Raw genomic sequence first — 19516 nt, forward strand, 5'->3', positions numbered from 1 at the left:
AATTTATGTTGAGGACGATTGCGCTTCTGGGAGGCTTCCTGCTGGCCGGCACCGCGGCGGCGGGCACCGTCACCGTGCAGGTGAGGGGCGCGAACGGTGCGCCGATCGCCGATGCGGTGGTGATGGTGGTCAGTCCGCACGCACCCGCCGGGCCGATCCATTTTCCGTGGCCGAACGTGGTGAAGCAGCAGAATATCAGCTTCCAGCCGCATGTGCTGATCGCGCCCGTGGGCGCGGACGTGACATTTCCGAACATGGATAACGTCCGCCACCACGTTTACTCCTTCTCCAAGCCCAAGAAGTTCGAACTGAAGCTCTACGGGCACGAGGACAAGCGCACCGTCACCTTCGACAAGCCCGGCGTGGTGGCGATCGGCTGCAACATCCATGACCAGATGTCCGGCTTCATCGTGGTGGTCGACACGCCCTATGCGGCGAAGACCGACGCGAGCGGGCGGGCAGTGATCTCCAACGTGCCGGACGGGGCGGCGACGCTGAAGGTGTGGTCGCCGGCCATACGCGCGCCCGACAACCAGACTGCTCAGTCGCTGAACGTCGCGGGCAGCGTCTCGCAGGTGGTGACGACGCCGTGATCGCGCGCCTCGCCCGCGCGTTCGAAACCTTGCACCGGCTGCGCTTCGGTCACATCCGCACGCGCCTCGCAGTGCTCTACACCGGGCTGTTCGCGATCGCGATGCTGGCGGTGGGCATCGTCGGCCAGGTGATGATCGAGCGGCACGCGCAAAGCTCGGTGCGCGCCGAGCTGGTCACCTCGGGCAGCGTGTTCGATCGCATCCGGGCGCTGCGCGCCTCATCGCTGGCCGATTCCGCCGATGTGCTGGCGCGCGACTTCGGCTTTCGCGCTGCGGTGGCGAGCGGCGACCAGGCGACCATCCTCTCCGCGCTCGCCAACCTCCGTCAGCGCGTCGGCGTGCCCTATGCCTTCGTCGTGACGCAGGACGGCGATGTGATCGGTGGCGCCTCCGAAACGCTGCGCCGGACCGTCGGAACCATCCCCTACAAGCTTGCCGCGGGACGCCACGACGCCACCGTGACGAGCGGCCGGGCTGTCTATCGCGTGGTCGTCTCGCCGATCCTGGCGCCGACCGAGATCGGCTGGGTGGTGTTCGCCGTGCCGCTCGACGAAGGCGAGATGCAGGCGCTGGAAAAGCTCTCCGCCATCCCGCTCACTGCCACCATCCTGCGCCACGACGGGACGGGCTGGGTGCCGGCGACGGGCGGGCTTCGACTTCCCGCCGGTGCGGTCGATCGCTTCATGGGCGCCGATGGCTCGCACCAGGATCGGCCGGCGCTGATCCGCACGTCGGAGGGCAGCGCCATCGCGCTCGCCCGCCCGCTCGCCTCGACCTCGGACAGGCCCGAGGCGATGTTGCTGCTCACCTATCCGCTGGCCAAGGCGCTGGCACCCTATCGCTCGCTGCAGATCGGCATCGTGCTGTCCGGTCTGATCGGTCTGATCCTCGTGCTGTGGGGCAGCGACCGCCTCGCCGGCAGCATCGCGCGACCGATCGTCGCGCTCGACGATGCGGCGCGCGCGCTGGAGGAGGGGAGCCGCGCCGAGGTCACCGTCATCGGGCATGACGAGATCGGCCGCCTCGCCGTCAGCTTCAACCGCATGTCGGCGGGCATCGTCGAGCGCGAGAACCGCATCGCGCACCTCGCCTTCCACGACACTCTCACCGGGCTGCCCAACCGCGTGCTGTTCCGCCAGCAGCTCGACGCCGCGCTCGGCCGCGCCGTCCGGCTCGGCGAGCAGGTCGCGGTGCTGTGCCTCGATCTCGATGGCTTCAAGATCGTCAACGACAGTTTCGGCCATCCGACCGGAGATGCCTTGCTGCGCGTGGTCGGCGAGATCGTCTCGGCACGTGCCACCGACGGCATTGTCGCGCGCCTCTCAGGCGACGAGTTCGCCATCGTGCTGCCGCGCTTCGAGGGTGACAGGCCGCGCGCGCTCGCCCAGTCGATCATCGACGCGTTCCGTGAGCCGGTAATGGTAAGCGGTCACTCGATCCTCACCGGCTGCAGCATCGGCATCGCGGTGGCGCCCGGCGACGGCGACGATCCCAGCGGCCTGCTCAAGAATGCCGACCTCGCGCTCTACCGTGCCAAGCAGGATGGGCGTGGCGTGTTCCGCTTCTTCGAGCCTGGCCTCGATGCCGCCGCGCGCAGGCGGCGCCAGATCGAGCTCGATCTGCGCGAGGCGCTTCACAAGGGACAGTTCCGGCTCGACTATCAGCCGATCTTCGATCTGAAGGCCGATCGCATCTGCGGCTTCGAGGCGCTGATGCGATGGGATCATCCGACTCGTGGGCTGGTCTCGCCGGTCGAGTTCATTCCCGTCGCCGAGGAGAGCGGGCTGATCGTCGCGATGGGCGAATGGGCGCTGCACGAAGCCTGCCGCGAAGCGCAGCGCTGGCCCGAGGATATGCGCATCGCGGTCAACGTCTCGGCGATCCAGTTCCGCAACTCCGGTTTCGCCAATATCGTGGTGCAGGCGCTGTCGCGTTCCGGCCTCGATCCGCGACGGCTGGAGATCGAGATCACGGAGTCGGTCTTCCTCGAGGGCAGCGGCCCGACGCTCGACCTGCTGCATCGCCTGCGCGCGCTCGGCATCCGCATCGCGCTCGACGATTTCGGTACCGGCTACTCGTCGCTCAGCTACCTGCGCAGCTTCCCCTTCGACAAGATCAAGATCGACCGCAGCTTCGTGGCGCCGATCGCCGGCGACGCCTCGGCCGCGGCCATCGTGCGGGCGATCGTCGATCTCGCCGGCGCCTTTCACATGGAGACGACCGCTGAGGGCGTCGAGGACCCCGAGCAGCTCGCCGCACTGCGCAGCCAGGGGTGCAGCAGCATCCAGGGCTATCTGTTCAGCCGGCCGCTGACCGTCGAGGGCGTGCGGAAATTGCTGCAGGATCAAGGCATGAAGCGGACACCGGAGCTCGATCCGGTGCCCATCGAACGTGTGTTTGCGGAGCCCCCCAAGCCTCTTTCGGCGCCGCTCCAGGCGGCTGGACGTTGATAAATCCGCGCAATAAATCTGATAAATAACGGGCAAATCGGCACTTTTGTCTCGAAACCGTGACTCATTACCATCGTTGTCATAAGGCGGGCGGGCTTCCGTCCCGCTACATTATGCTCAGTTCTGTGGGGAATCGCGCATCCCGATGCCGATCCCCGCGTGGAGAGACGGTGCCGCGATGATGTGCGCCGCAACAGGAGCAGTGCATGGCGACCTTGATCAAGACTCCCGAAACCGAGACTGCGGCGCCGACCAGCCATCGCGCGCTGCTCGCCTGGGTGGAGGAAATCGCTGCTCTGACCAAGCCGGAGGCAATCCGCTGGTGCGACGGCTCCGATGCGGAGTGGACCGAGCTGACCGCCGAGATGGTGGCGGCCGGAACGCTCGTTCCGCTCGATCCGGCGAAGCGTCCCAACAGCTTCTACGCCCGCTCCGATCCGCGCGACGTCGCCCGCGTCGAGAGCCGCACCTTCATCTGCTCGGAAGATGAGGCGGACGCCGGCGCCACCAACAACTGGGCCGACCCAAAGGAGATGCGTGACACGCTCGATCCGCTGTTCGACGGCTGCATGAAGGGCCGCACCATGTACGTGGTGCCTTACTGCATGGGGCCGATCGGATCGGACAAGTCGGCGATCGGCGTCGAGCTGAGCGACAGCCCCTATGTCGTCGTGTCGATGAAGATCATGACGCGCATGGGCAAGGCCGCGCTCGACATGCTGGGCGACGACGGCTTCTTCGTGAAGTGCGTCCACACCGTCGGCATGCCGCTGATCGACGGCGCCAAGGACGTCGCCTGGCCGTGCAACGAGACCAAGTATATCGTCCATTATCCCGAGACGCGCGAGATCTGGTCCTACGGATCGGGCTATGGCGGCAATGCGCTGCTCGGCAAGAAATGCTTCGCGCTGCGCATCGCCAGCGTGATGGCGCGCGACAACGGCTGGCTCGCCGAGCACATGCTGATCCTCAAGCTCACCTCGCCCGAGCAGAAGGTCCATTACGTCGCCGCCGCCTTCCCCAGCGCCTGCGGCAAGACCAACATGGCGATGCTGGAGCCGACCATCCCCGGCTGGAAGGCCGAGACGATCGGCGACGACATCGCCTGGATGCGCTTCGGCAAGGACGGGCGGCTCTATGCGGTGAATCCGGAGGCCGGCTTCTTCGGCGTGGCGCCGGGCACTGGCGTCAAGACCAACAAGAACGCCATCGACACGCTGACCGGCAACTGCATCTTCACCAACACCGCGCTGACCGACGACGGCGACATCTGGTGGGAAGGCATGACCGATGCGCCCCCGGCCGTCGGCATGACCGATTGGCAGGGCAACCGCTGGGACCCGGCCTCGGGCAAGCCCGCCGCGCACCCCAATGCCCGCTTCACCGCGCCGGCCGATCAGTGCCCGTCGATTGCCGGCGAGTGGGAGGATCCGGCCGGCGTGCCGATATCGGCGATCCTGTTCGGCGGCCGCCGCGCTACGGCGGTGCCGCTCGTCACCGAGGCGTTCGACTGGCAGCACGGCGTCTATCTCGCCGCCAACATCGCGTCGGAAGGCACGGCGGCGGCCGAGAACAAGGTGGGCGAACTGCGCCGCGATCCCTTCGCGATGCTGCCCTTCTGCGGCTACAACATGGCGGATTACCTGCGCCATTGGCTGCGCATCGGCAAGGAAGCTGCGTCCGATCCGGCGCAGCTGCCCCGCATCTATCTGGTCAACTGGTTCCGCAAGGGCGCCGACGGCAAGTTCCTGTGGCCGGGCTTCGGCGACAACAGCCGCGTCCTCAAGTGGATCGTCGAGCGGATCGAGGGCACGGCCGAGGCGGTCGATACGCCGATCGGCCATGTGCCGACGCCGGGCTCGCTCGATCTCTCGGGCCTTGATCTGGCGCCGGAAAAGCTCGCCGAGCTGCTCCGCGTTGACGCCGAGATCTGGCGCGAGGAAGCCAGCCTCGCAGCGCGCGATCTCGCCAAGCTCGGCGATCGCGTGCCGGGCGCGATGAAGGACGAGCAGGCGGCGCTGGAAGGGCGGCTGGCCGCGGCTTGAGTTCGTAGCCTCCTCCCTATCTCTTAGTCCCCTCCCTTCCAGGGAGGGGAACTCTGGCTCTATCCTCAACCAAATCTCGCGCAACACGGTAAATACGCCCGAGAAAGCTCCATTTCCGACCATCGTCGATCTGTCATCGGAGCAGCGGGAGGCGCAGACCTCGTCGTCACCGCAACGATGAAGTGCTCGCTATGTCCCCAGTCCGCGTCTTCGTGATCGACGATTCCTCCGTCGTCCGCCACATCCTCTGCCGGGTCATCGAGCGGAGCTTCTCCTGCACGCTCGTCGGCTCGGCCAGCAGCGTGGAGAGCGCGCGCGGACAGATCGCCGTGACCCTGCCCGATGTGATCACGCTCGATCTCGTCATGCCGGGCTGCGACGGCCTCGGCTATCTGGACGAGACGCGCGAGCGGCGCCCCGCCATCGTGGTGGTCTCCGCCGCGACCCAGACCGGATCGCCCGAGACTCTGCGCGCGCTCGCCCACGGCGCCGATGCCTGCTTCGACAAAGGGCGGATCGTCAGCCATGCCGGCCTGTTCATCCGCACCCTGGCGGTCGCGGCGCGCAGCCATGTCGATCGCGTGCCAGTGCGACTGCGGGCGTGAAGAACTGCTCCCCCTTTCAGGGACGGGGGACTGCCGGCTCTAGCTGTTCACCGACAGCACCAGCTTTGGATCGGGAATATCGTCCGCCTCGTGGCCCGGGATCGGCAGCACGGCCGTGCCGATCGCGAAGAATTCGATGACGTGCGGGGACCAATTGTGGCTGCCCTCGTGCAGGTCCGCGCCGACGACGCCCTCGGCGCCCGCCTGGCTGGCCTCGGTCTGCATCCTCTCCATCGCGATCTCGCGCGCTTCGTAGAGGGCGAGGGAGAAGTTCGTCAGCTCGACATTCTGGCCGATGCTGGAGATCGCCGCCAGCGGCCCGCGCCGCGCCACATGATAGACGCAACTGCCCATCACCATCTCCAGCGGGCGATAGCCGGCCGCCAGCAGCGTCCAGAAATCCTGGCCGGTCAGCGCCGAGGTGAAGGGCTGGCCGTTCGGCCCCTTGAAGCCCGGATGCCCCTTGGCGTGCACCACGCCGGTGCCGATCGCCACGAACTCGAGGATCTTGTCGTCCCATTCGAGGCGTTTCACCGTCAGGCGCACGCCGACGATGCCGTCCGCGCCCATCTGCTGGGCCTCCTCGCGCATCCGCTCCATGGCGAGCGCGCGCGCCTCGTACATGGCGGTGGAGAGCACATCCAGCTCCATGTTCGATCCCCAGGAGGCGAACTGGAAGCCGAGATGATAGATGCACGAGCCCACGCACAGGCCGACCGGCTCGAACCCGGCCTTGCGCACCAGCAGGAACTCGTTGACCGAGAAATCCGAGGTGAAGATGCCGTCGGGATGGCCCTGGCTGCGCAGGCCGGCGAGGCGCTGCAGCGCGTGCTCGGGAATGGACTGGCCGTGCGCGTCGGTCATCAGATGCTGCCTTCCTCTTCGGATGTGTCGGTGTCGTAGACGGCGTGGCGCACCTCGCCGGTGCGCTTGAGCGGGGTCGCGCCGTCGCGCATGTCGATCACCGGATCGATGTCGTGCGGCACGTCGGCGCCGCGCGGCGTGTCGACCACGGTGCCGACGACGATGTGGCGGCCGAGATAGGCGGGCGGCTGCTTGTCGCCCTGCTCGCGCTTGAGGATCTGGCCGAAATGGGTGTGGGCGAGCACGCCGTTGCCCATCTGGCGGGCGTTGGCGCGCAGCGCGGCGTGCGCGTCGCGGCGGATGCCCTCCCAGAAACCGCCGAGCTCGGTGAGCGGCTGGTTGCCGGCGAAGACGCTGGTCTGCCACTGGGTCTGCCGGCCCTGCCAGCCATTGCCCCAGCCGCCGCCGTTGAAATTGTTGAGCCCCAGCCAGTCGTAGCGCGCGCCGACCGCGATGCCGACCGGCACGATCCCCATCTCCAGCAGCCGTACGAACTCCAGCGCGGGGACGGTGGCGACGATCGGCTCGGGGCTGGGGGGCAGGCGCTCGATGCGGATGGCGGTGCCGATCAGGGTGAAATCCATGCTCGGGCCGAAGCTGTGGCGCAGCGTGCGCATGCGGACGTCCACCACCGCATTGGCGCCGGCGGCCCGCGCCTCGCAGCGGATGCGGTTGAGCGCGTGGTGCCAGCCTTCCTCGTGCCCCTCGGTCCAGCTCCAGCCGTAATGGAACCAGCAGGTGCCCGACACGGTGGCGATGGGGCGGACGCCGTGGCTCTTGGCGAGCAGCAGCTCGGCGGGCGTCATCGTCGCGACCCAGGGCTGCTTGCCGATCGCGGCCTGCTGGAGCCGTTCGGCGACGAAGCCTGGCAGCGTCTGGTGCTGGAGCGCGGCTTCCCATTCGCGGGCGCGGCGCTCATGCTCCTCGGTGGAACGCGGCGTCACGGGGTTACGCGGGAACAACGCCATGGGTCTGGACTCCGGACCGGTCGCGTCATGCTAGCGGCCGCGCGGGCCGAAGCAAGCGCGGAGGCGTCGAGACGGGCGGGGCGATTTGAAAGGGGGACGTGCCCGCTTATTCCGTTCTGGATTTCTCCAGTCTGGAGAAAAACATGAACATCGCGACCGCACATGGCAGGGCCAACAGGCCGATCGGAAGAGATATATGGAGATAGTTCAGTATGTGCCCCAGCGTGAGCATGATCAGTGCCCATGAAAGAACCAGGCAGAACACGGATTTCAGGGCGATAGCCAACACGAGTTTTATGGTTTTCAAAGATGATCTCCGCTGCCACATCAAGACGTCTGCCCCATATCGCTGCGTCTGGTAAGATGAACAGCCAGAGACGGCAACGGGCGCTATTCCGAGCTGTGGCTATACCGGTTTCGGATTCGGGAGACGCAAGGGGGTGCGGCGAATTTCGGGCACACCTCACCCGTAGAATCAGGACAGGGGGAGGTTACGGCCGGCGCGTCCTTTGCCAATGGCACCCGGTTGCTGGACGGCTTGGGGTAAGCAAGTGCGGATCGTAACCTGAGCCGCGTCCAGACTTTTGGTTCGGGACCGGAAGCTCCTGCCCACGGTTGGCCTGGCAGGGTGTCACGACAGTCCCGGGGTTACTCTGTTTCAGCGAAGCTTCGGCTTTGAACCGGATGACTCCGCGCCGGCCGCCCGGGGCTGCGATGCGAGCATCGCGGACCCGGTTCCCGTCCTTCGCCCCCGTGCGCTTCGGGTTTGGCGAACGCCGCGGTTTATAACCCAAATGGTTCATAATGTCAAGCTTCTTCTCTCCCTGAAAGGGAGGAGGCTTCGGGCTAGAGCCCCACCAGCCTCGTGACATCCAGCCGCAGCGCCATCACCACGGCGTTGCGATAGGCGGGGTTCCAGCCCGGATGGACGATATACTGCACGTCGGGCTGGATCTCGACGCCGGTCGCCAGCCGCCAGCGCGCCGTCGCCTCGATCGCCGTCTCGGCGCGATCGGGGTGGGCGTTCTCGATGGGAATGCGATGCGCCGGATCGCCGAGCCGGGCATGGGCGAAGGCGATGCCGTAGGCCGCATGGGCTGTTGTCCAGGTCAGGCCGCCGCCGAGATAGATCTGGACCGGCTCGGTCACGTCGGTCGCACCACCGCCGCGCAGCCAGACGCGCAGCGCGCGTCCGTCCTGATGGCCGATCAGGCGCGCCTCGATCATGGCGTAGCCGCCGGCACTGGTGCCCGCCCCGTGGCCGTCGAGCCGGGGCTGGCTGCTGGTATAGCCCCAGCCGCCAGCCTGCACCGCGACGAGCGGGCCGATCTGGCGGTGCGCCTCGCCGATCACCAGCGCGCCGTCGGCGCCGAAGCTGTCCGGCCAGAAGCGATGCGGATGCGCGACATCGCCCGAGCGCGCATCGAACAGTCCGATCCGCGCCGTCCAGCCGGGCGGCTGGTAGGCGACGACCATGCCCGGCGCGGTGATCGGGAAGATGGAGGGCCCGTTCGGGCCGGATTGCGACAGGTCCGGCCCGATCCCGAACGAGCTGTTGAGGAACAGCGCGCCGACATATTGCTGATCGAACTCATTGTTCAGGTCGATCAGCCCGGCCTTGGCGCGGATTCTCGAGCCGAAGGGCATTTCCAGCCAGATCTCGTAAGGGCGGATGGCGTGCGGCGCATCGATATTGTCGACCACCTGATAGTCGCCCGAATGCACCGCCGAGAAACCGCCTCCGCGCAGCAGCATGATATCCGCCTGGGCATGGGCGCCGTCGATGCCGAACAGCCGGTCGCTGGTGGAATAAGCGACGTCGAGACGGCTGACCCATTTCGTGCCCGTATCGCGCCCGCCGGAGGCGTCGGTGCTGAGGTCGCCGATATAGTGGATGACGAGGGGTGGCGTCTCCGCCCGCGCGGCGGCCGGCGCGAACGTCAGAAGCGCCAGCGCGCACGCCGATCGCCATCCCGTCTTGAACCGTCCCCCGCGCATCCGGCCAGGTTAGCGAGAGAAAAAGGCAGTCCTGTGAAAACGGTGCCGGGTCAGGTTCCGAGACGGGGCACCTCCCACACGCCTCCCGGCGCCATCGTGCGGAACCGATCCGCTGCGAAACCCGCCGACCCGATTTCTTCCGCCAATATCGCGGCGGGTGCCTCGATCCCCTCTTCCGAAAGCTGGAAGGTGCCCCAGTGGATGCCCAGCGCCCGCTCCGCACCGATCGCGCGGAAGATCGCGACCGCCTCGTCCGGACCGACATGGCTGCCGCGCATCAGCTCGCGCGGCAGATAGGCGCCGATCGGGATGAGCGCGAGCCGATGCGGGCCGTTCGCCGCGACGCCCAGCGTCCAGCTGCCGTCGCCCCAGCCGGTGTCGCCCGCGAAGAAGAGGTTGCCGCCCGGCAGCGTGACGGTGAGGCCGCCCCACAAGGCGCGGTCGCGGTCCGCCCCCCAGCGCGATCCCCAGTGGTGGACGCGCTCGACGATCACCTCGATGCCGGGGCGGATCGCCACTCGCTCGCCCCAGTCCCTGGCGACAGCCTCGATTCCACGCGTGCGCAGGATCGTGTCGTTGCCGAGCGGGGTGACGATCAGCGGCCGGTCGCGCTTCCAGAGCCGCTCCAGCGTCGCGAGATCGAGATGGTCGTAGTGATTGTGGCTGAGCAGCACGACATCGATCTTGGGAAGATCGCCGAAGGCGACGCCGGCGTCTGCCACCCGCTTCGGGCCCATGAAGCCGAAGGGCGAGGCGCGCTCCGACCAGACGGGATCGGTCAGGATGTTGAGCCCCTGCGTCTGGACCAGCACCGTCGCGTGGCCGATCCAGGTCGCCCGCATATCCTGGCCCTCGACGCGCGACGGCGGCACCGCCTGCGCGACCGGCACGCGCTTCGGCCACGGCGCGCGGTCCATCCCGAAGGCGAAGCGCAGGAAGCGGAAGAAGGAGAAGCCGCGCCGATCGCCCGATGGCCGTTCGCCCGGATTGAAGAAGCGCTCCCCGTCGAAATGATCGGAGGCGGGGCCGCGATAATAGATGCGATCGAGGAAGCGCGGCGCCAAAGCCATCGCCAGCACCGCGAGCAGCACCAGCACGAGCAAGCCGGCGCCGAGGCGCCCGATCCATATCAGCATTCGACGGACGTGGGCATCGCTGCGCCGCCGTTCAAGGCAGTATCCGACAAGCACGCAAGTCATAATGACAAGTCTGCTTGACTATATCGCGACTCGATGGTAAAGCGTCCTTGTCATCAAGACATGGAGACTTGACCATGATCTGTTCCCCCGCCCAGAAGCGCTACAACAAGCGCGTGATCGGGCTGAGCCTGATCTATGCCGGCCTGCTGATCGGTGCCGTCTGGCTGTTCAAGCATCACGCCGTTTCCGGCCCGCTCGCCTGGATCGTCGCGATCCTGCCGGCGCTGCCGATCATCGGCATCTTCGCCGCGATCGGCGGCTATATCGTCGAAGAGAGCGACGAATATCTGCGCATGCTGCTGATCCGCCAGACGCTCTACGGCAGCGGTTTCTCGCTCAGCATCGCCACCGGCTGGGGCTTCCTCGAAAGTTTCGGGATGGTCCACCATGTCGAAACCTATTGGGTCTCGATCCTCTGGTTCGCCGGGCTCGGCATCGGCCAGTTGGTCAACCGCATCACCGAAGGGAGCTGGTCGTGAACAACCGCCTCAAGGTGCTGCGCGCCGAGCGCAACTGGAGCCAGGCCGATCTCGCCGAGCGGCTGGAGGTATCGCGCCAGAGCGTCAACGCGATCGAGACGGGGAAATACGATCCCTCGCTCCCGCTCGCCTTCCGCATCGCCGCGCTGTTCGAGCTGCCGATCGAGGCGATCTTCTCGGCCGATTGAGACCGCCCCAATTTTCAGGAGACCCATCATGCCTATCCCATTGATCGCCCGCATCGCCTGCCTTGTGATGGTGCCATACCTGCTCACCCACGGCGCCCCGGCCCACAAGGCCATCCCCGCCGAGCACCTCTCCTTCAGCATCTCGGCACACGGACTGGCTCTCGTTCTCGCTCGCGGCGAAATCGATGCTCAGACGGAATGATGTGTGAATTTTCGGTAAAATGGTCGGGCGGCGACGGCGACGTCAGCGTATTTCACCCGCGACCAGTGTCTCGGCGAGCATGGTGGAAATGGCGCTGCGATCGTCGCGCGCCATCCACATCCCGATCCGCACCAGGGCGATCCCAAAGCCGAGCATGCCAAGGGGAACGATGGTCATCCATGACGCGGACTGCCGGGCGATCGAGGTGCCAGCGAAGGCCAGCCCGAACAGCGTGACGCCGCCGAACCAGCAGGCCATGAAGACCTTAACGGGTTGAGCCACCCTGAAATGCCCGGCGATCAGAGATCCGGAGCCGTTCGGCTCGATCCGTCCGACATACCATGTTTGCCACGAATTCCGCCATGCGATGCGTCGGGGCGTGATCGTCACGCACAATCGCCTGATCGTCCCGGCGAAATCACCGCCGCCGAAAGGCTTCCACAGTGATACGACCCGCGCCCGAAGTCTGTCGGCGCATTCCTCGGGTGAGAGAGGCGACTGGAAACGCGCCTCTTCGCCCGACCACCAGCGCATCACGCCGTTTCCAGCAGGCCTTCCTTGCGGATCTTCTCGCGCCAGACCAGCGGGCCGGTGTTGTGGACGCTGGTGCCCTCGGCATCGACCGCGACCGTCACCGGCATGTCCTGCACGGAGAATTCGTAGATCGCCTCCATGCCGAGATCCTCGAAGCCGACGACCTTGCTCGCCTTGATCGCGCGCGAGACGAGATAGGCAGCACCACCGACCGCCATCAGGTACGCGGACTTGGCTTCCTTGATCGCCTCGATCGCCGCCGGGCCGCGCTCGGCCTTGCCGACCATCGCCAGCAGGCCCTGGTCCAGCATCATCCTGGTGAACTTGTCCATGCGGGTGGCGGTCGTCGGGCCGGCGGGGCCGACCACCTCGTCGCCGACCGGATCGACCGGGCCGACATAATAGATCACGCGACCCCGGAAATCGACGGGCAGTTCCTCGCCCTTGGCCAGCATGTCGGCGATGCGCTTGTGCGCGGCGTCGCGGCCGGTCAGCATCTTGCCGTTGAGCAGCAGCCGGTCGCCCGGCTTCCAGCTCGCCACCACCTCGGGCGTCAGCGTGTCGAGATCGACGCGGATCGACTCCTTCGACGGCGCCCATTCCACCTTGGGCCATTCATCGAGGTTCGGCGTCGGCAGATAGGCCGGACCGGAGCCGTCGAGATGGAAATGCGCGTGGCGGGTCGCCGCGCAATTGGGGATCATCGCCACCGGCTTGGAGGCCGCATGGGTCGGATAGTCCATGATCTTCACGTCGAGGATGGTGGCGAGGCCGCCCAGCCCCTGCGCGCCGACGCCGAGCGCATTGACCTTGTCGAAGATCTCGATGCGCAGTTCCTCGATTTTGTTCTGGGGGCCGCGCGCCTTCAGCTGCGCCATGTCGATATCGCCCATCAGCGATTCCTTGGCGAGCGTCATCGCCTTCTCGGCAGTGCCGCCGATGCCGATGCCGAGCATGCCCGGCGGGCACCAGCCGGCGCCCATCTGCGGGATCATCTCCAGCACCCAGTCAACGATCGAGTCCGACGGGTTCATCATCTTGAACTTGGACTTGTTCTCGGAGCCGCCGCCCTTGGCCGCCACCGCCACCTCGACATAGCGGCCGGGCACCATCTCGACGTTCAGGACACAGGGCGTGTTGTCCTTGGTGTTGACCCGCCCGAACGCCGGATCGCGCAGGATCGAGGCGCGCAGCCGGTTTTCCGGGTGGAGGTAGGCGCGGCGCACGCCCTCGTCGATCACGTCCTGCAGCGACTTGTCGATGTCGAGTTGGCACTGCATGCCCCACTTCACGAAGACGGTGACGATGCCGGTATCCTGGCAGATCGGGCGATGCCCCTCCGCGCACATCCGCGAATTGGTGAGGATCTGCGCGATCGCGTCCTTGGCGGCCGGCCCCTGCTCCGCCTCATAGGCCTCGCCCAGCGCGCGGATATAATCCATCGGGTGATAGTAGGAGATGTACTGCAGCGCGTCGGCGACGCTCTCGATCAGGTCGGCTTCGCGGATGATGGTCGTCATGGGATGTCCCGCCCGGTGAAGATTCGGACAAGGCCTTACGCGCGCGGGCGCGAGCCGCCAAGGAATTCGGTGGCGAACAGCAACGTGACAACGCTGCCGATCGCAGCCCCGGCGCCCATCGCGCCCCACCAGCCGGCGGCGTGGTAGGCGAGCGTCGCGATCGCCGATCCGGACGCGCCCAGCACGAACAGGATCGTCATGTAGACGGCGTTGACCCGGCCCCGGTCCTCACCGGGCAGCGAGAAGATCACGCGCTGGCCGAGCACCTGATTGAGCTGGGTCGCGCCGTCCAGGGTGAGCGCGAAAACGACGATCAAGGCCACCGAATGAAGCGCGCCCGATACGCCGGCCAGCAGGCAGGAGACGGTGATCGTCCCCAGCGCGATGGCGGTGCCGAGCTTGATATGGCCCTTGTCGCCCAGCCGCCCGGCGATCGGTGCGGTCAAAGCACCCGCCGCACCCGCCAGCGCGAAAAGCGCGATGCCGGTCTGTGAAAAGCCGAAGCGGTCCGCCAGCAGCAGCGGCGCGGAGGTCCAGAAGATGTTGAAGATCGCGAAGACAAGCCCCTGATACACCGCGCGACGCTGCAGCCGCCGTTCCGTGATCAGCAGATGGCCCATCGATCGGAGGATCTCGCCATAACCGTGCCCGCTGGCCGGCCGCCGTTCGGGCAGCGCGCGGGCGAGCCACAGGCCCAGCACCACCATCAGCGCCGCCGAGACGCCGAACACCGCGCGCCACCCGGCGACCTCGGCGATCAGGCTCGCCACCGGCCGCGCCAGCATGATCCCGGCGAGCAGGCCCGACATCACGTTGCCGATCGTGGCGCCCCGCGTCTCGTGCGGCGCGAGACTGGCGGCGAACGGCACCACCACCTGCACGCCCGACGCGGCGAAGCCCGTCACCACCGCCGCGATCAGGAACGTCCCGGCCGAAGGTGCTGCCGCCAGCGCCGCCAGCGACAGTGCGGTTCCGGCGATGGTCGCGAGGATCAGTCGCCGGTTCTCCAGCCGGTCGGCGAGCGGCACCACCGTCACCAGCCCGGCCGCATAGCCCAGCATGGTCAGCGTCACGATCGATCCGGCGATGCCCGGCCCAATGTGCAGCGCTGGCGCGATCAGTGCGATCAGGGGCTGTGCGTAATAGAGGTTCGCCACCATCACCCCGCACGCCACCGCGCAGGCGAAGGTGATGCCGGGGGTGAGGCCCTGGCCGCCGGTCGTCGGGGTCTCGGTCATGATGGCAGGCGCATCCATGCGCGTCCTTTCCGATTGCTGCGGCGCACATAGGACGATGGGTTGCGAATTGCGACCCTCCGAAACCTTGGCTCGCGGGCGCCGATCGACGCGAAAAGGCCAGCATCATCCGTGCCATGGCCGCATCCGCGCCCCAATTCGTTCACCGGAGCGACAGAAACCGTGCCCCTTGGGCCACAGTCGTGCCGGTCGGTCGCCCATGACCATTCGTTCATGGGAACGATCGCCTCGCTGGCGGCATGTACCCCCCGCAACGCCCCCCGGCGACGCATGTACGAGTAGCTTTTGTAGCTTTGCGGAGTTTATGTTTATGAAGACGATCCTGCTCGCGACGAGCGCTTTCCTTGTCGCGGCCGCCGCGCCCGCCTTCGCGCAGGACGCCACGCCGGCCCCGGCCGACACCACCGCGACAACGATGACCGCCCCGTCCGAAGGTGCGACCTTCACCGGCCCGCGCGCGGAAATCTTCGGCGGCTGGGATCGCGTCGGCGCCCGTCAGCGCTATGACGACGGCACCACGCGCGTGACCGACCACAGCCGCAAGACCGGCTGGACCGGCGGTGGCCTGCTCGGCTACGACATGCCGATCGGCGACAAGCTGACCGCCGGCGTGTTCGGCAGCTACGCCATCTCCACCGCGAAGACCTGCGGCGACAACGGCTTCGCCATCGCCTGCCTCAAATCCGGTCGCCAGATCGAGGGCGGCGCGCGCATCGGCTACAAGCTAGGCGGCAAGGCGCTGCTCTACGCCAAGGGCGCCTATGTGAACGGCCAGATCCGCGAGACCGCGGCCGACGACGCCGGCGACTATTTCCGCGGCCGTGCCGATCGCGACGGCTGGCGCGCGGGTGCGGGCGTGGAATATGCCGTCACCAACCACGCTTATGTGAAGGCGGAGTATGACTATACCCGCTTCAAGAGCTTCAACGCCGATGAGCTGGGCCTGACCGACACCAGCCTGCGTTATGATCGCAACCAGGTGCTGGCCGGCTTCGGCGTGCATTTCTGACGCTCATGACGGCCTAGGCCGGACTGGTCGTCGGCCGGAGCGCCCCGTCGGTGAGAACCGGCGGGGCGTTCTCGTTTCAGAAGGCCGTGCATACCCCGATGCGCCGCCCGCTGTCGCGGCCACGAAATATCAGGGCGAGCTTGCCGACCTGTCCGGTGCCGGTAAAGGTGAAGTCGTAACCCGTCGGCGTGTAGCTGCCGCCGCCCTCGACGTGCATGGCCTGCCCGCGCCCGTCGGAACAGTCGCCCGCGGCATCGATCTTCCCGTCTGCCATGGTGAAGCGCCGGAAGCGGCAGCTCTGCTCGGCCCCGGCGAGGAAGAGGCCCTGCGGGTTCTGCAGGTCGCGCGCGGTCAGGCAGGACTGGCGCGGCTGCGGTGTCGGCAGCGCCTTGCCCATGCGCGCCGCGAGGTCGGCCGATCCGTTCACGCTGTCGAGTGCGAAGACCACGGTTTCCTCCCACGCGCCCGGCGTGAGCGGCGGCGCGGGCGCGGCGGCGAGGAGGAGCGGCAAGGCGGCGGCGAGGCGGCGGGGGAGGGGCATCGCCCCTCGATAGCCGCTCGCGTCGCCCTTGTCGAAACGGCTCAGCCGGCGAAGTTGGCAACCGCCGGCGGCTAATCCGCACCCGCCGTGCATTCGCCGACGCGCTTGGCCGTCATCTTCGTGTGGGAACTGCTGCTCATCCCACCGGGCAGGCCGGTGACGCTGCTCGTGCTGTCCGAGCTGATCTCGGTGGCGGAGAAGGTGCCGCTGTTGGTCGCCTCGATCTTCATGCCGTTGGGCATCTGGCAATGCATCTTCGCGTCGATCTTGCCGCCGGCCATCGAGAAGCTGTCATAGGTGCAATTCTTCTTGAGGCCGTCCATGCCGCCCGAGAACATGCCTTCGGGGCGGTTGACCTGCTCGGGCGTGATGCAGGTCTTCATCGTCTGCGGCGGCAGCTTGGGCGGGGTGGGCATATCGGGCGGGCCGCCGGTGATTGTCTGGTCGACCATCTCCACCGTAACCTCCCACTCGCCGGGCTGGATCTTCGCCGACTGGGTCTTGGCGATCTCGTCGATCGAGGCGTTCTTCATCGAGACGCTGTCGCCCGACTTGCTGCAGGCGGCGAGCGCCATCAGCGCGACGATGGTGATCGGTGCAATGGACCGCATGAACTCTCCCTCGGACCCGGACCGGCAGAGCATAGTGGGAGAGGGTCGGCCCGCCACCCTTCGTTTCGATTATGCCGCGGATTGCGACGTTCGCGTTTCGTCCCCATATTCGCTCCCATGCCGATCGAGATTCGCACCAGCCTCGCCGAGCCCGAGGCCATGCCGATGTTCATGCCGCACCGCCCGGAGCGGCCGGCGAAGAGCGAAGGCGGCAAGCCGTTCAGGCTGGTCAGCGAATATGCGCCGTCCGGCGACCAGCCCGGCGCAATCGCGGAGCTGACGCAGGCCGCGCGAGACGGCGAGCGCACGCAGGTTCTGCTGGGCGTGACGGGTTCGGGCAAGACCTTCACCATGGCCAAGGTGGTGGAGGAATTGCAGCGCCCGGCGCTGGTGCTGGCGCCCAACAAGATCCTGGCCGCGCAGCTCTACGGCGAGTTCAAGCAGTTCTTTCCGGAGAATGCGGTCGAGTTCTTCGTCAGCTATTACGATTATTACCAGCCCGAGGCCTACGTTCCCCGGTCGGACACGTACATCGAGAAGGAAAGCTCGGTGAACGAGGCGATCGACCGGATGCGGCATTCCGCCACCCGGTCACTGCTGGAGCGCGACGACGTGCTGATCGTCGCTTCGGTTTCCTGCCTGTACGGCATCGGATCGGTCGAGACCTATTCGGCGATGACCTTCGCGCTCAAGAAGGGCGAGACGGTCGACCAGCGGGAATTGATCCGCAAGCTGGTGGCGCTGCAATACAAGCGCAACGACGCCGCCTTCCAGCGCGGTGCCTTCCGCGTGCGCGGCGACAATCTGGAGCTGTTCCCCTCGCATTACGAGGACACCGCCTGGCGCTTCAGCTTCTTCGGCGACGAGATCGAGGAGATCACCGAGTTCGATCCGCTCACCGGCAAGAAGGTGGCGAACCTCGATTATGTGAAGGTCTATGCCAACTCGCACTATGTGACGCCCGGGCCGACGCTCAAGCAGGCGAGCGAGGCGATCAAGCACGAGCTGGCCGAGCGGCTGAAGGAGCTGGTGGCGGAAGGGCGGCTGCTGGAGGCGCAGCGGCTGGAGCAGCGCACGCAGTTCGATCTGGAGATGATCGCGGCGACCGGCTCCTGCGCGGGCATCGAGAATTACAGCCGCTTCCTTACCGGCCGCCTGCCCGGCGAGCCGCCGCCGACCCTGTTCGAATATCTTCCCGAGAACGCGCTGCTGTTCGTCGACGAGAGCCACCAGACGGTGCCGCAGGTCGGCGGCATGGCGCGGGGCGACCACCGGCGGAAGATCACGCTGGCGGAATACGGCTTCCGCCTGCCATCGTGCATCGACAATCGCCCCTTGCGCTTCAACGAATGGGACGCGATGCGCCCGCAGACCATCGCCGTCTCTGCGACGCCCGGCACCTGGGAGATGGAGCAGTCCGGCGGCGTCTTCGCCGAGCAAGTGATCCGCCCGACCGGCCTGATCGATCCGCCGGTGGAGATCAGACCCGTAGAGCATCAGGTCGACGATCTGGTGCAGGAATGCCGCGAGGTGGCGGCGAAGGGCTATCGCACGCTGGTCACCACGCTCACCAAGCGCATGGCCGAGGACCTCACCGAATATCTCCACGAGGCGGGGCTCAAGGTCCGCTACATGCACTCCGACGTCGAGACGCTGGAGCGGATCGAGCTGATCCGCGACCTCCGGCTCGGCGTGTACGACATCCTCGTCGGCATCAACCTGCTGCGCGAGGGGCTCGACATTCCGGAATGCGGGCTGGTCGCGATCCTTGATGCCGACAAGGAGGGCTTCCTGCGCTCCGAAACCTCGCTGATCCAGACGATCGGCCGCGCCGCGCGCAACGTCGAGGGCCGGGTGATCCTCTATGCCGACCGCATCACCGGATCGATGGAGCGCGCCATGGCCGAGACCTCGCGCCGCCGCGAGAAGCAGGAGGCCTACAATCTGGAGCACGGCATCACGCCGGCGACGATCAAGCGCAACATCACCGACATCGTCGGCCATCTGGCGAGCCGCGATCAGGTGACGGTGGATACCGGGATCGAGGAGGTGCCGCACCTCGTCGGCCACAATCTGCGCGCCTATATCGAGGATCTGGAAAAGCAGATGCGCAAGGCCGCCGCCGACCTGGAGTTCGAGGAAGCCGGCCGCCTGCGCGACGAGATCCGCAAGCTGGAGCAGGACGAGCTCGGCATCGCCACCGAGCCCAGCCGCGCGCCGGTGCGCGGCGGATCGACGCTGGGCAAGCCGGGGACGCGGCAGGGGAAATACGGGCGGGTGCAGAAGAAGTTCGGCAGCAAGAATCGGTAACGGTTCGGGCTGAGCTTGTCGAAGCCCTGTCCTGCCTTTTGCACGGTGCAAACAAGGGCTGCACTTCGACAGGCTCAGTGCGAACGGGGGTGGATTGAGGCATCTCCCCTTGCCCCCGTCACCATCCCCCGCCATGCAGTGCCC

Annotated in this window: 18 protein-coding genes; 9 read left to right on the plus strand and 9 right to left on the minus strand. The window is 66.9% G+C overall.

The features are described 5' to 3' along the window. Window positions 1–5: 5 nt before the first annotated feature. The 4 genes from HZF05_RS08300 (at window position 6) to HZF05_RS08315 (ending at window position 5693) form a co-directional block, all read left to right on the plus strand. Entirely contained in the window at window positions 6–593 is a 588-nt protein-coding gene (locus HZF05_RS08300) for a cupredoxin domain-containing protein (RefSeq protein WP_160365623.1), read from the plus strand. Then, window positions 590–3043 (plus strand): bifunctional diguanylate cyclase/phosphodiesterase, encoded by a 2454-nt coding sequence (locus HZF05_RS08305; protein ID WP_343046855.1) that lies wholly within the window; start codon window positions 590–592, stop codon window positions 3041–3043. Before HZF05_RS08300 ends, HZF05_RS08305 begins: the two co-directional genes overlap by 4 nt. A 206-nt stretch (window positions 3044–3249) precedes the next feature. Then, a complete protein-coding gene (locus HZF05_RS08310) occupies window positions 3250–5088 on the plus strand; it encodes a phosphoenolpyruvate carboxykinase (GTP) (RefSeq protein ID WP_160365624.1) in 1839 nt (612 codons plus the stop codon). Window positions 5089–5279: 191 nt separating this feature from the next. Beyond that, entirely contained in the window at window positions 5280–5693 is a 414-nt protein-coding gene (locus HZF05_RS08315; RefSeq protein WP_160365625.1) for a response regulator, read from the plus strand. Window positions 5694–5732: 39 nt separating this feature from the next. Here HZF05_RS08315 and HZF05_RS08320 read toward each other — a convergent pair whose 3' ends face one another. The 4 genes from HZF05_RS08320 to HZF05_RS08335 all read right to left on the minus strand — a co-directional run bounded on the left by HZF05_RS08320 (window position 5733) and on the right by HZF05_RS08335 (window position 10659). Further along, the gene (locus HZF05_RS08320; protein WP_160365626.1) at window positions 5733–6557 is read right to left on the minus strand and encodes a heavy metal-binding domain-containing protein; all 825 of its coding nucleotides are present in this window, start codon (window positions 6555–6557) and stop codon (window positions 5733–5735) included. Further along, window positions 6557–7525: a YbjQ family protein gene (locus HZF05_RS08325; protein WP_160365627.1), complete on the minus strand. Its 969-nt coding sequence runs from the start codon at window positions 7523–7525 to the stop codon at window positions 6557–6559. The genes HZF05_RS08320 and HZF05_RS08325 overlap by 1 nt, the downstream gene beginning before the upstream one ends. 846 nt (window positions 7526–8371) lie before the next feature. Beyond that, a complete protein-coding gene (locus HZF05_RS08330) occupies window positions 8372–9523 on the minus strand; it encodes a carbohydrate porin (protein WP_160365628.1) in 1152 nt (383 codons plus the stop codon). 50 nt (window positions 9524–9573) lie between these two features. Continuing rightward, window positions 9574–10659: an MBL fold metallo-hydrolase gene (locus tag HZF05_RS08335; protein ID WP_160365629.1), complete on the minus strand. Its 1086-nt coding sequence runs from the start codon at window positions 10657–10659 to the stop codon at window positions 9574–9576. A gap of 137 nt (window positions 10660–10796) precedes the next feature. Between HZF05_RS08335 and HZF05_RS08340 the strand changes: the two genes are divergently transcribed. From HZF05_RS08340 to HZF05_RS08350, 3 genes are read left to right on the plus strand one after another with little or no spacing between them, the layout of a single operon-like run. Continuing rightward, window positions 10797–11201, plus strand: coding sequence for a hypothetical protein (locus HZF05_RS08340; RefSeq protein ID WP_160365630.1), 405 nt, complete (start codon window positions 10797–10799; stop codon window positions 11199–11201). Next, a complete protein-coding gene (locus HZF05_RS08345) occupies window positions 11198–11389 on the plus strand; it encodes a helix-turn-helix domain-containing protein (protein WP_160365631.1) in 192 nt (63 codons plus the stop codon). Before HZF05_RS08340 ends, HZF05_RS08345 begins: the two co-directional genes overlap by 4 nt. Window positions 11390–11417: 28 nt before the next feature. Then, the gene (locus tag HZF05_RS08350; protein ID WP_160365632.1) at window positions 11418–11591 is read left to right on the plus strand and encodes a hypothetical protein; all 174 of its coding nucleotides are present in this window, start codon (window positions 11418–11420) and stop codon (window positions 11589–11591) included. Window positions 11592–11633: 42 nt separating this feature from the next. Here HZF05_RS08350 and HZF05_RS08355 read toward each other — a convergent pair whose 3' ends face one another. The 3 genes from HZF05_RS08355 to HZF05_RS08365 all read right to left on the minus strand — a co-directional run bounded on the left by HZF05_RS08355 (window position 11634) and on the right by HZF05_RS08365 (window position 14883). Beyond that, on the minus strand, window positions 11634–11981 hold the full coding sequence (locus tag HZF05_RS08355; RefSeq protein ID WP_160365633.1) for a hypothetical protein: 348 nt from the start codon (window positions 11979–11981) through the stop codon (window positions 11634–11636). Between the two features lie 143 nt (window positions 11982–12124). Then, on the minus strand, window positions 12125–13645 hold the full coding sequence (locus HZF05_RS08360) for a fumarate hydratase (protein WP_160365634.1): 1521 nt from the start codon (window positions 13643–13645) through the stop codon (window positions 12125–12127). A 35-nt stretch (window positions 13646–13680) separates the two neighbouring features. Beyond that, on the minus strand, window positions 13681–14883 hold the full coding sequence (locus HZF05_RS08365; RefSeq protein ID WP_160366126.1) for an MFS transporter: 1203 nt from the start codon (window positions 14881–14883) through the stop codon (window positions 13681–13683). A 328-nt stretch (window positions 14884–15211) separates the two neighbouring features. On the opposite strand from HZF05_RS08365, the gene HZF05_RS08370 reads away from it, so the two are divergent. Then, a complete protein-coding gene (locus tag HZF05_RS08370) occupies window positions 15212–15910 on the plus strand; it encodes an outer membrane protein (RefSeq protein ID WP_160365635.1) in 699 nt (232 codons plus the stop codon). 76 nt (window positions 15911–15986) lie between these two features. Here the strand turns inward: HZF05_RS08370 and HZF05_RS08375 are convergent, their stop codons facing one another. Together HZF05_RS08375 and HZF05_RS08380 are read right to left on the minus strand one after the other, a co-directional pair. Then, complete coding sequence (locus HZF05_RS08375) at window positions 15987–16451, minus strand: DUF3617 domain-containing protein (RefSeq protein ID WP_160365636.1); 465 nt, start codon at window positions 16449–16451, stop codon at window positions 15987–15989. Between the two features lie 71 nt (window positions 16452–16522). Continuing rightward, window positions 16523–17062, minus strand: a complete 540-nt coding sequence (locus HZF05_RS08380; protein ID WP_220129774.1) for a DUF3617 domain-containing protein — start codon at window positions 17060–17062, stop codon at window positions 16523–16525. A gap of 117 nt (window positions 17063–17179) precedes the next feature. Between HZF05_RS08380 and uvrB the strand changes: the two genes are divergently transcribed. Next, complete coding sequence (gene uvrB / locus HZF05_RS08385) at window positions 17180–19372, plus strand: excinuclease ABC subunit UvrB (RefSeq protein ID WP_160365637.1); 2193 nt, start codon at window positions 17180–17182, stop codon at window positions 19370–19372. Window positions 19373–19516 lie beyond the last annotated feature (144 nt).

This window comes from Sphingomonas chungangi (genome assembly GCF_013778325.1).
Taxonomy (GTDB): domain Bacteria; phylum Pseudomonadota; class Alphaproteobacteria; order Sphingomonadales; family Sphingomonadaceae; genus Solisphingomonas; species Solisphingomonas chungangi.

Bases quoted from the DNA above. Each gene is read 5' to 3' on its own strand.
- HZF05_RS08340 (WP_160365630.1), top strand. From the start codon at position 10,797: ATGATCTGTTCCCCCGCCCAGAAGCGCTACAACAAGCGCGTGATCGGG.
- HZF05_RS08360 (WP_160365634.1), bottom strand. From the start codon at position 13,645: ATGACGACCATCATCCGCGAAGCCGACCTGATCGAGAGCGTCGCCGAC.
- HZF05_RS08365 (WP_160366126.1), bottom strand. From the start codon at position 14,883: ATGACCGAGACCCCGACGACCGGCGGCCAGGGCCTCACCCCCGGCATC.
- uvrB (WP_160365637.1), top strand. From the start codon at position 17,180: ATGCCGATCGAGATTCGCACCAGCCTCGCCGAGCCCGAGGCCATGCCG.
- HZF05_RS08300 (WP_160365623.1), top strand. From the start codon at position 6: ATGTTGAGGACGATTGCGCTTCTGGGAGGCTTCCTGCTGGCCGGCACC.
- HZF05_RS08310 (WP_160365624.1), top strand. From the start codon at position 3,250: ATGGCGACCTTGATCAAGACTCCCGAAACCGAGACTGCGGCGCCGACC.
- HZF05_RS08315 (WP_160365625.1), top strand. From the start codon at position 5,280: ATGTCCCCAGTCCGCGTCTTCGTGATCGACGATTCCTCCGTCGTCCGC.
- HZF05_RS08325 (WP_160365627.1), bottom strand. From the start codon at position 7,525: ATGGCGTTGTTCCCGCGTAACCCCGTGACGCCGCGTTCCACCGAGGAG.
- HZF05_RS08380 (WP_220129774.1), bottom strand. From the start codon at position 17,062: ATGCGGTCCATTGCACCGATCACCATCGTCGCGCTGATGGCGCTCGCC.
- HZF05_RS08335 (WP_160365629.1), bottom strand. From the start codon at position 10,659: ATGCTGATATGGATCGGGCGCCTCGGCGCCGGCTTGCTCGTGCTGGTG.
- HZF05_RS08370 (WP_160365635.1), top strand. From the start codon at position 15,212: ATGAAGACGATCCTGCTCGCGACGAGCGCTTTCCTTGTCGCGGCCGCC.
- HZF05_RS08330 (WP_160365628.1), bottom strand. From the start codon at position 9,523: ATGCGCGGGGGACGGTTCAAGACGGGATGGCGATCGGCGTGCGCGCTG.
- HZF05_RS08350 (WP_160365632.1), top strand. From the start codon at position 11,418: ATGCCTATCCCATTGATCGCCCGCATCGCCTGCCTTGTGATGGTGCCA.
- HZF05_RS08375 (WP_160365636.1), bottom strand. From the start codon at position 16,451: ATGCCCCTCCCCCGCCGCCTCGCCGCCGCCTTGCCGCTCCTCCTCGCC.
- HZF05_RS08320 (WP_160365626.1), bottom strand. From the start codon at position 6,557: ATGACCGACGCGCACGGCCAGTCCATTCCCGAGCACGCGCTGCAGCGC.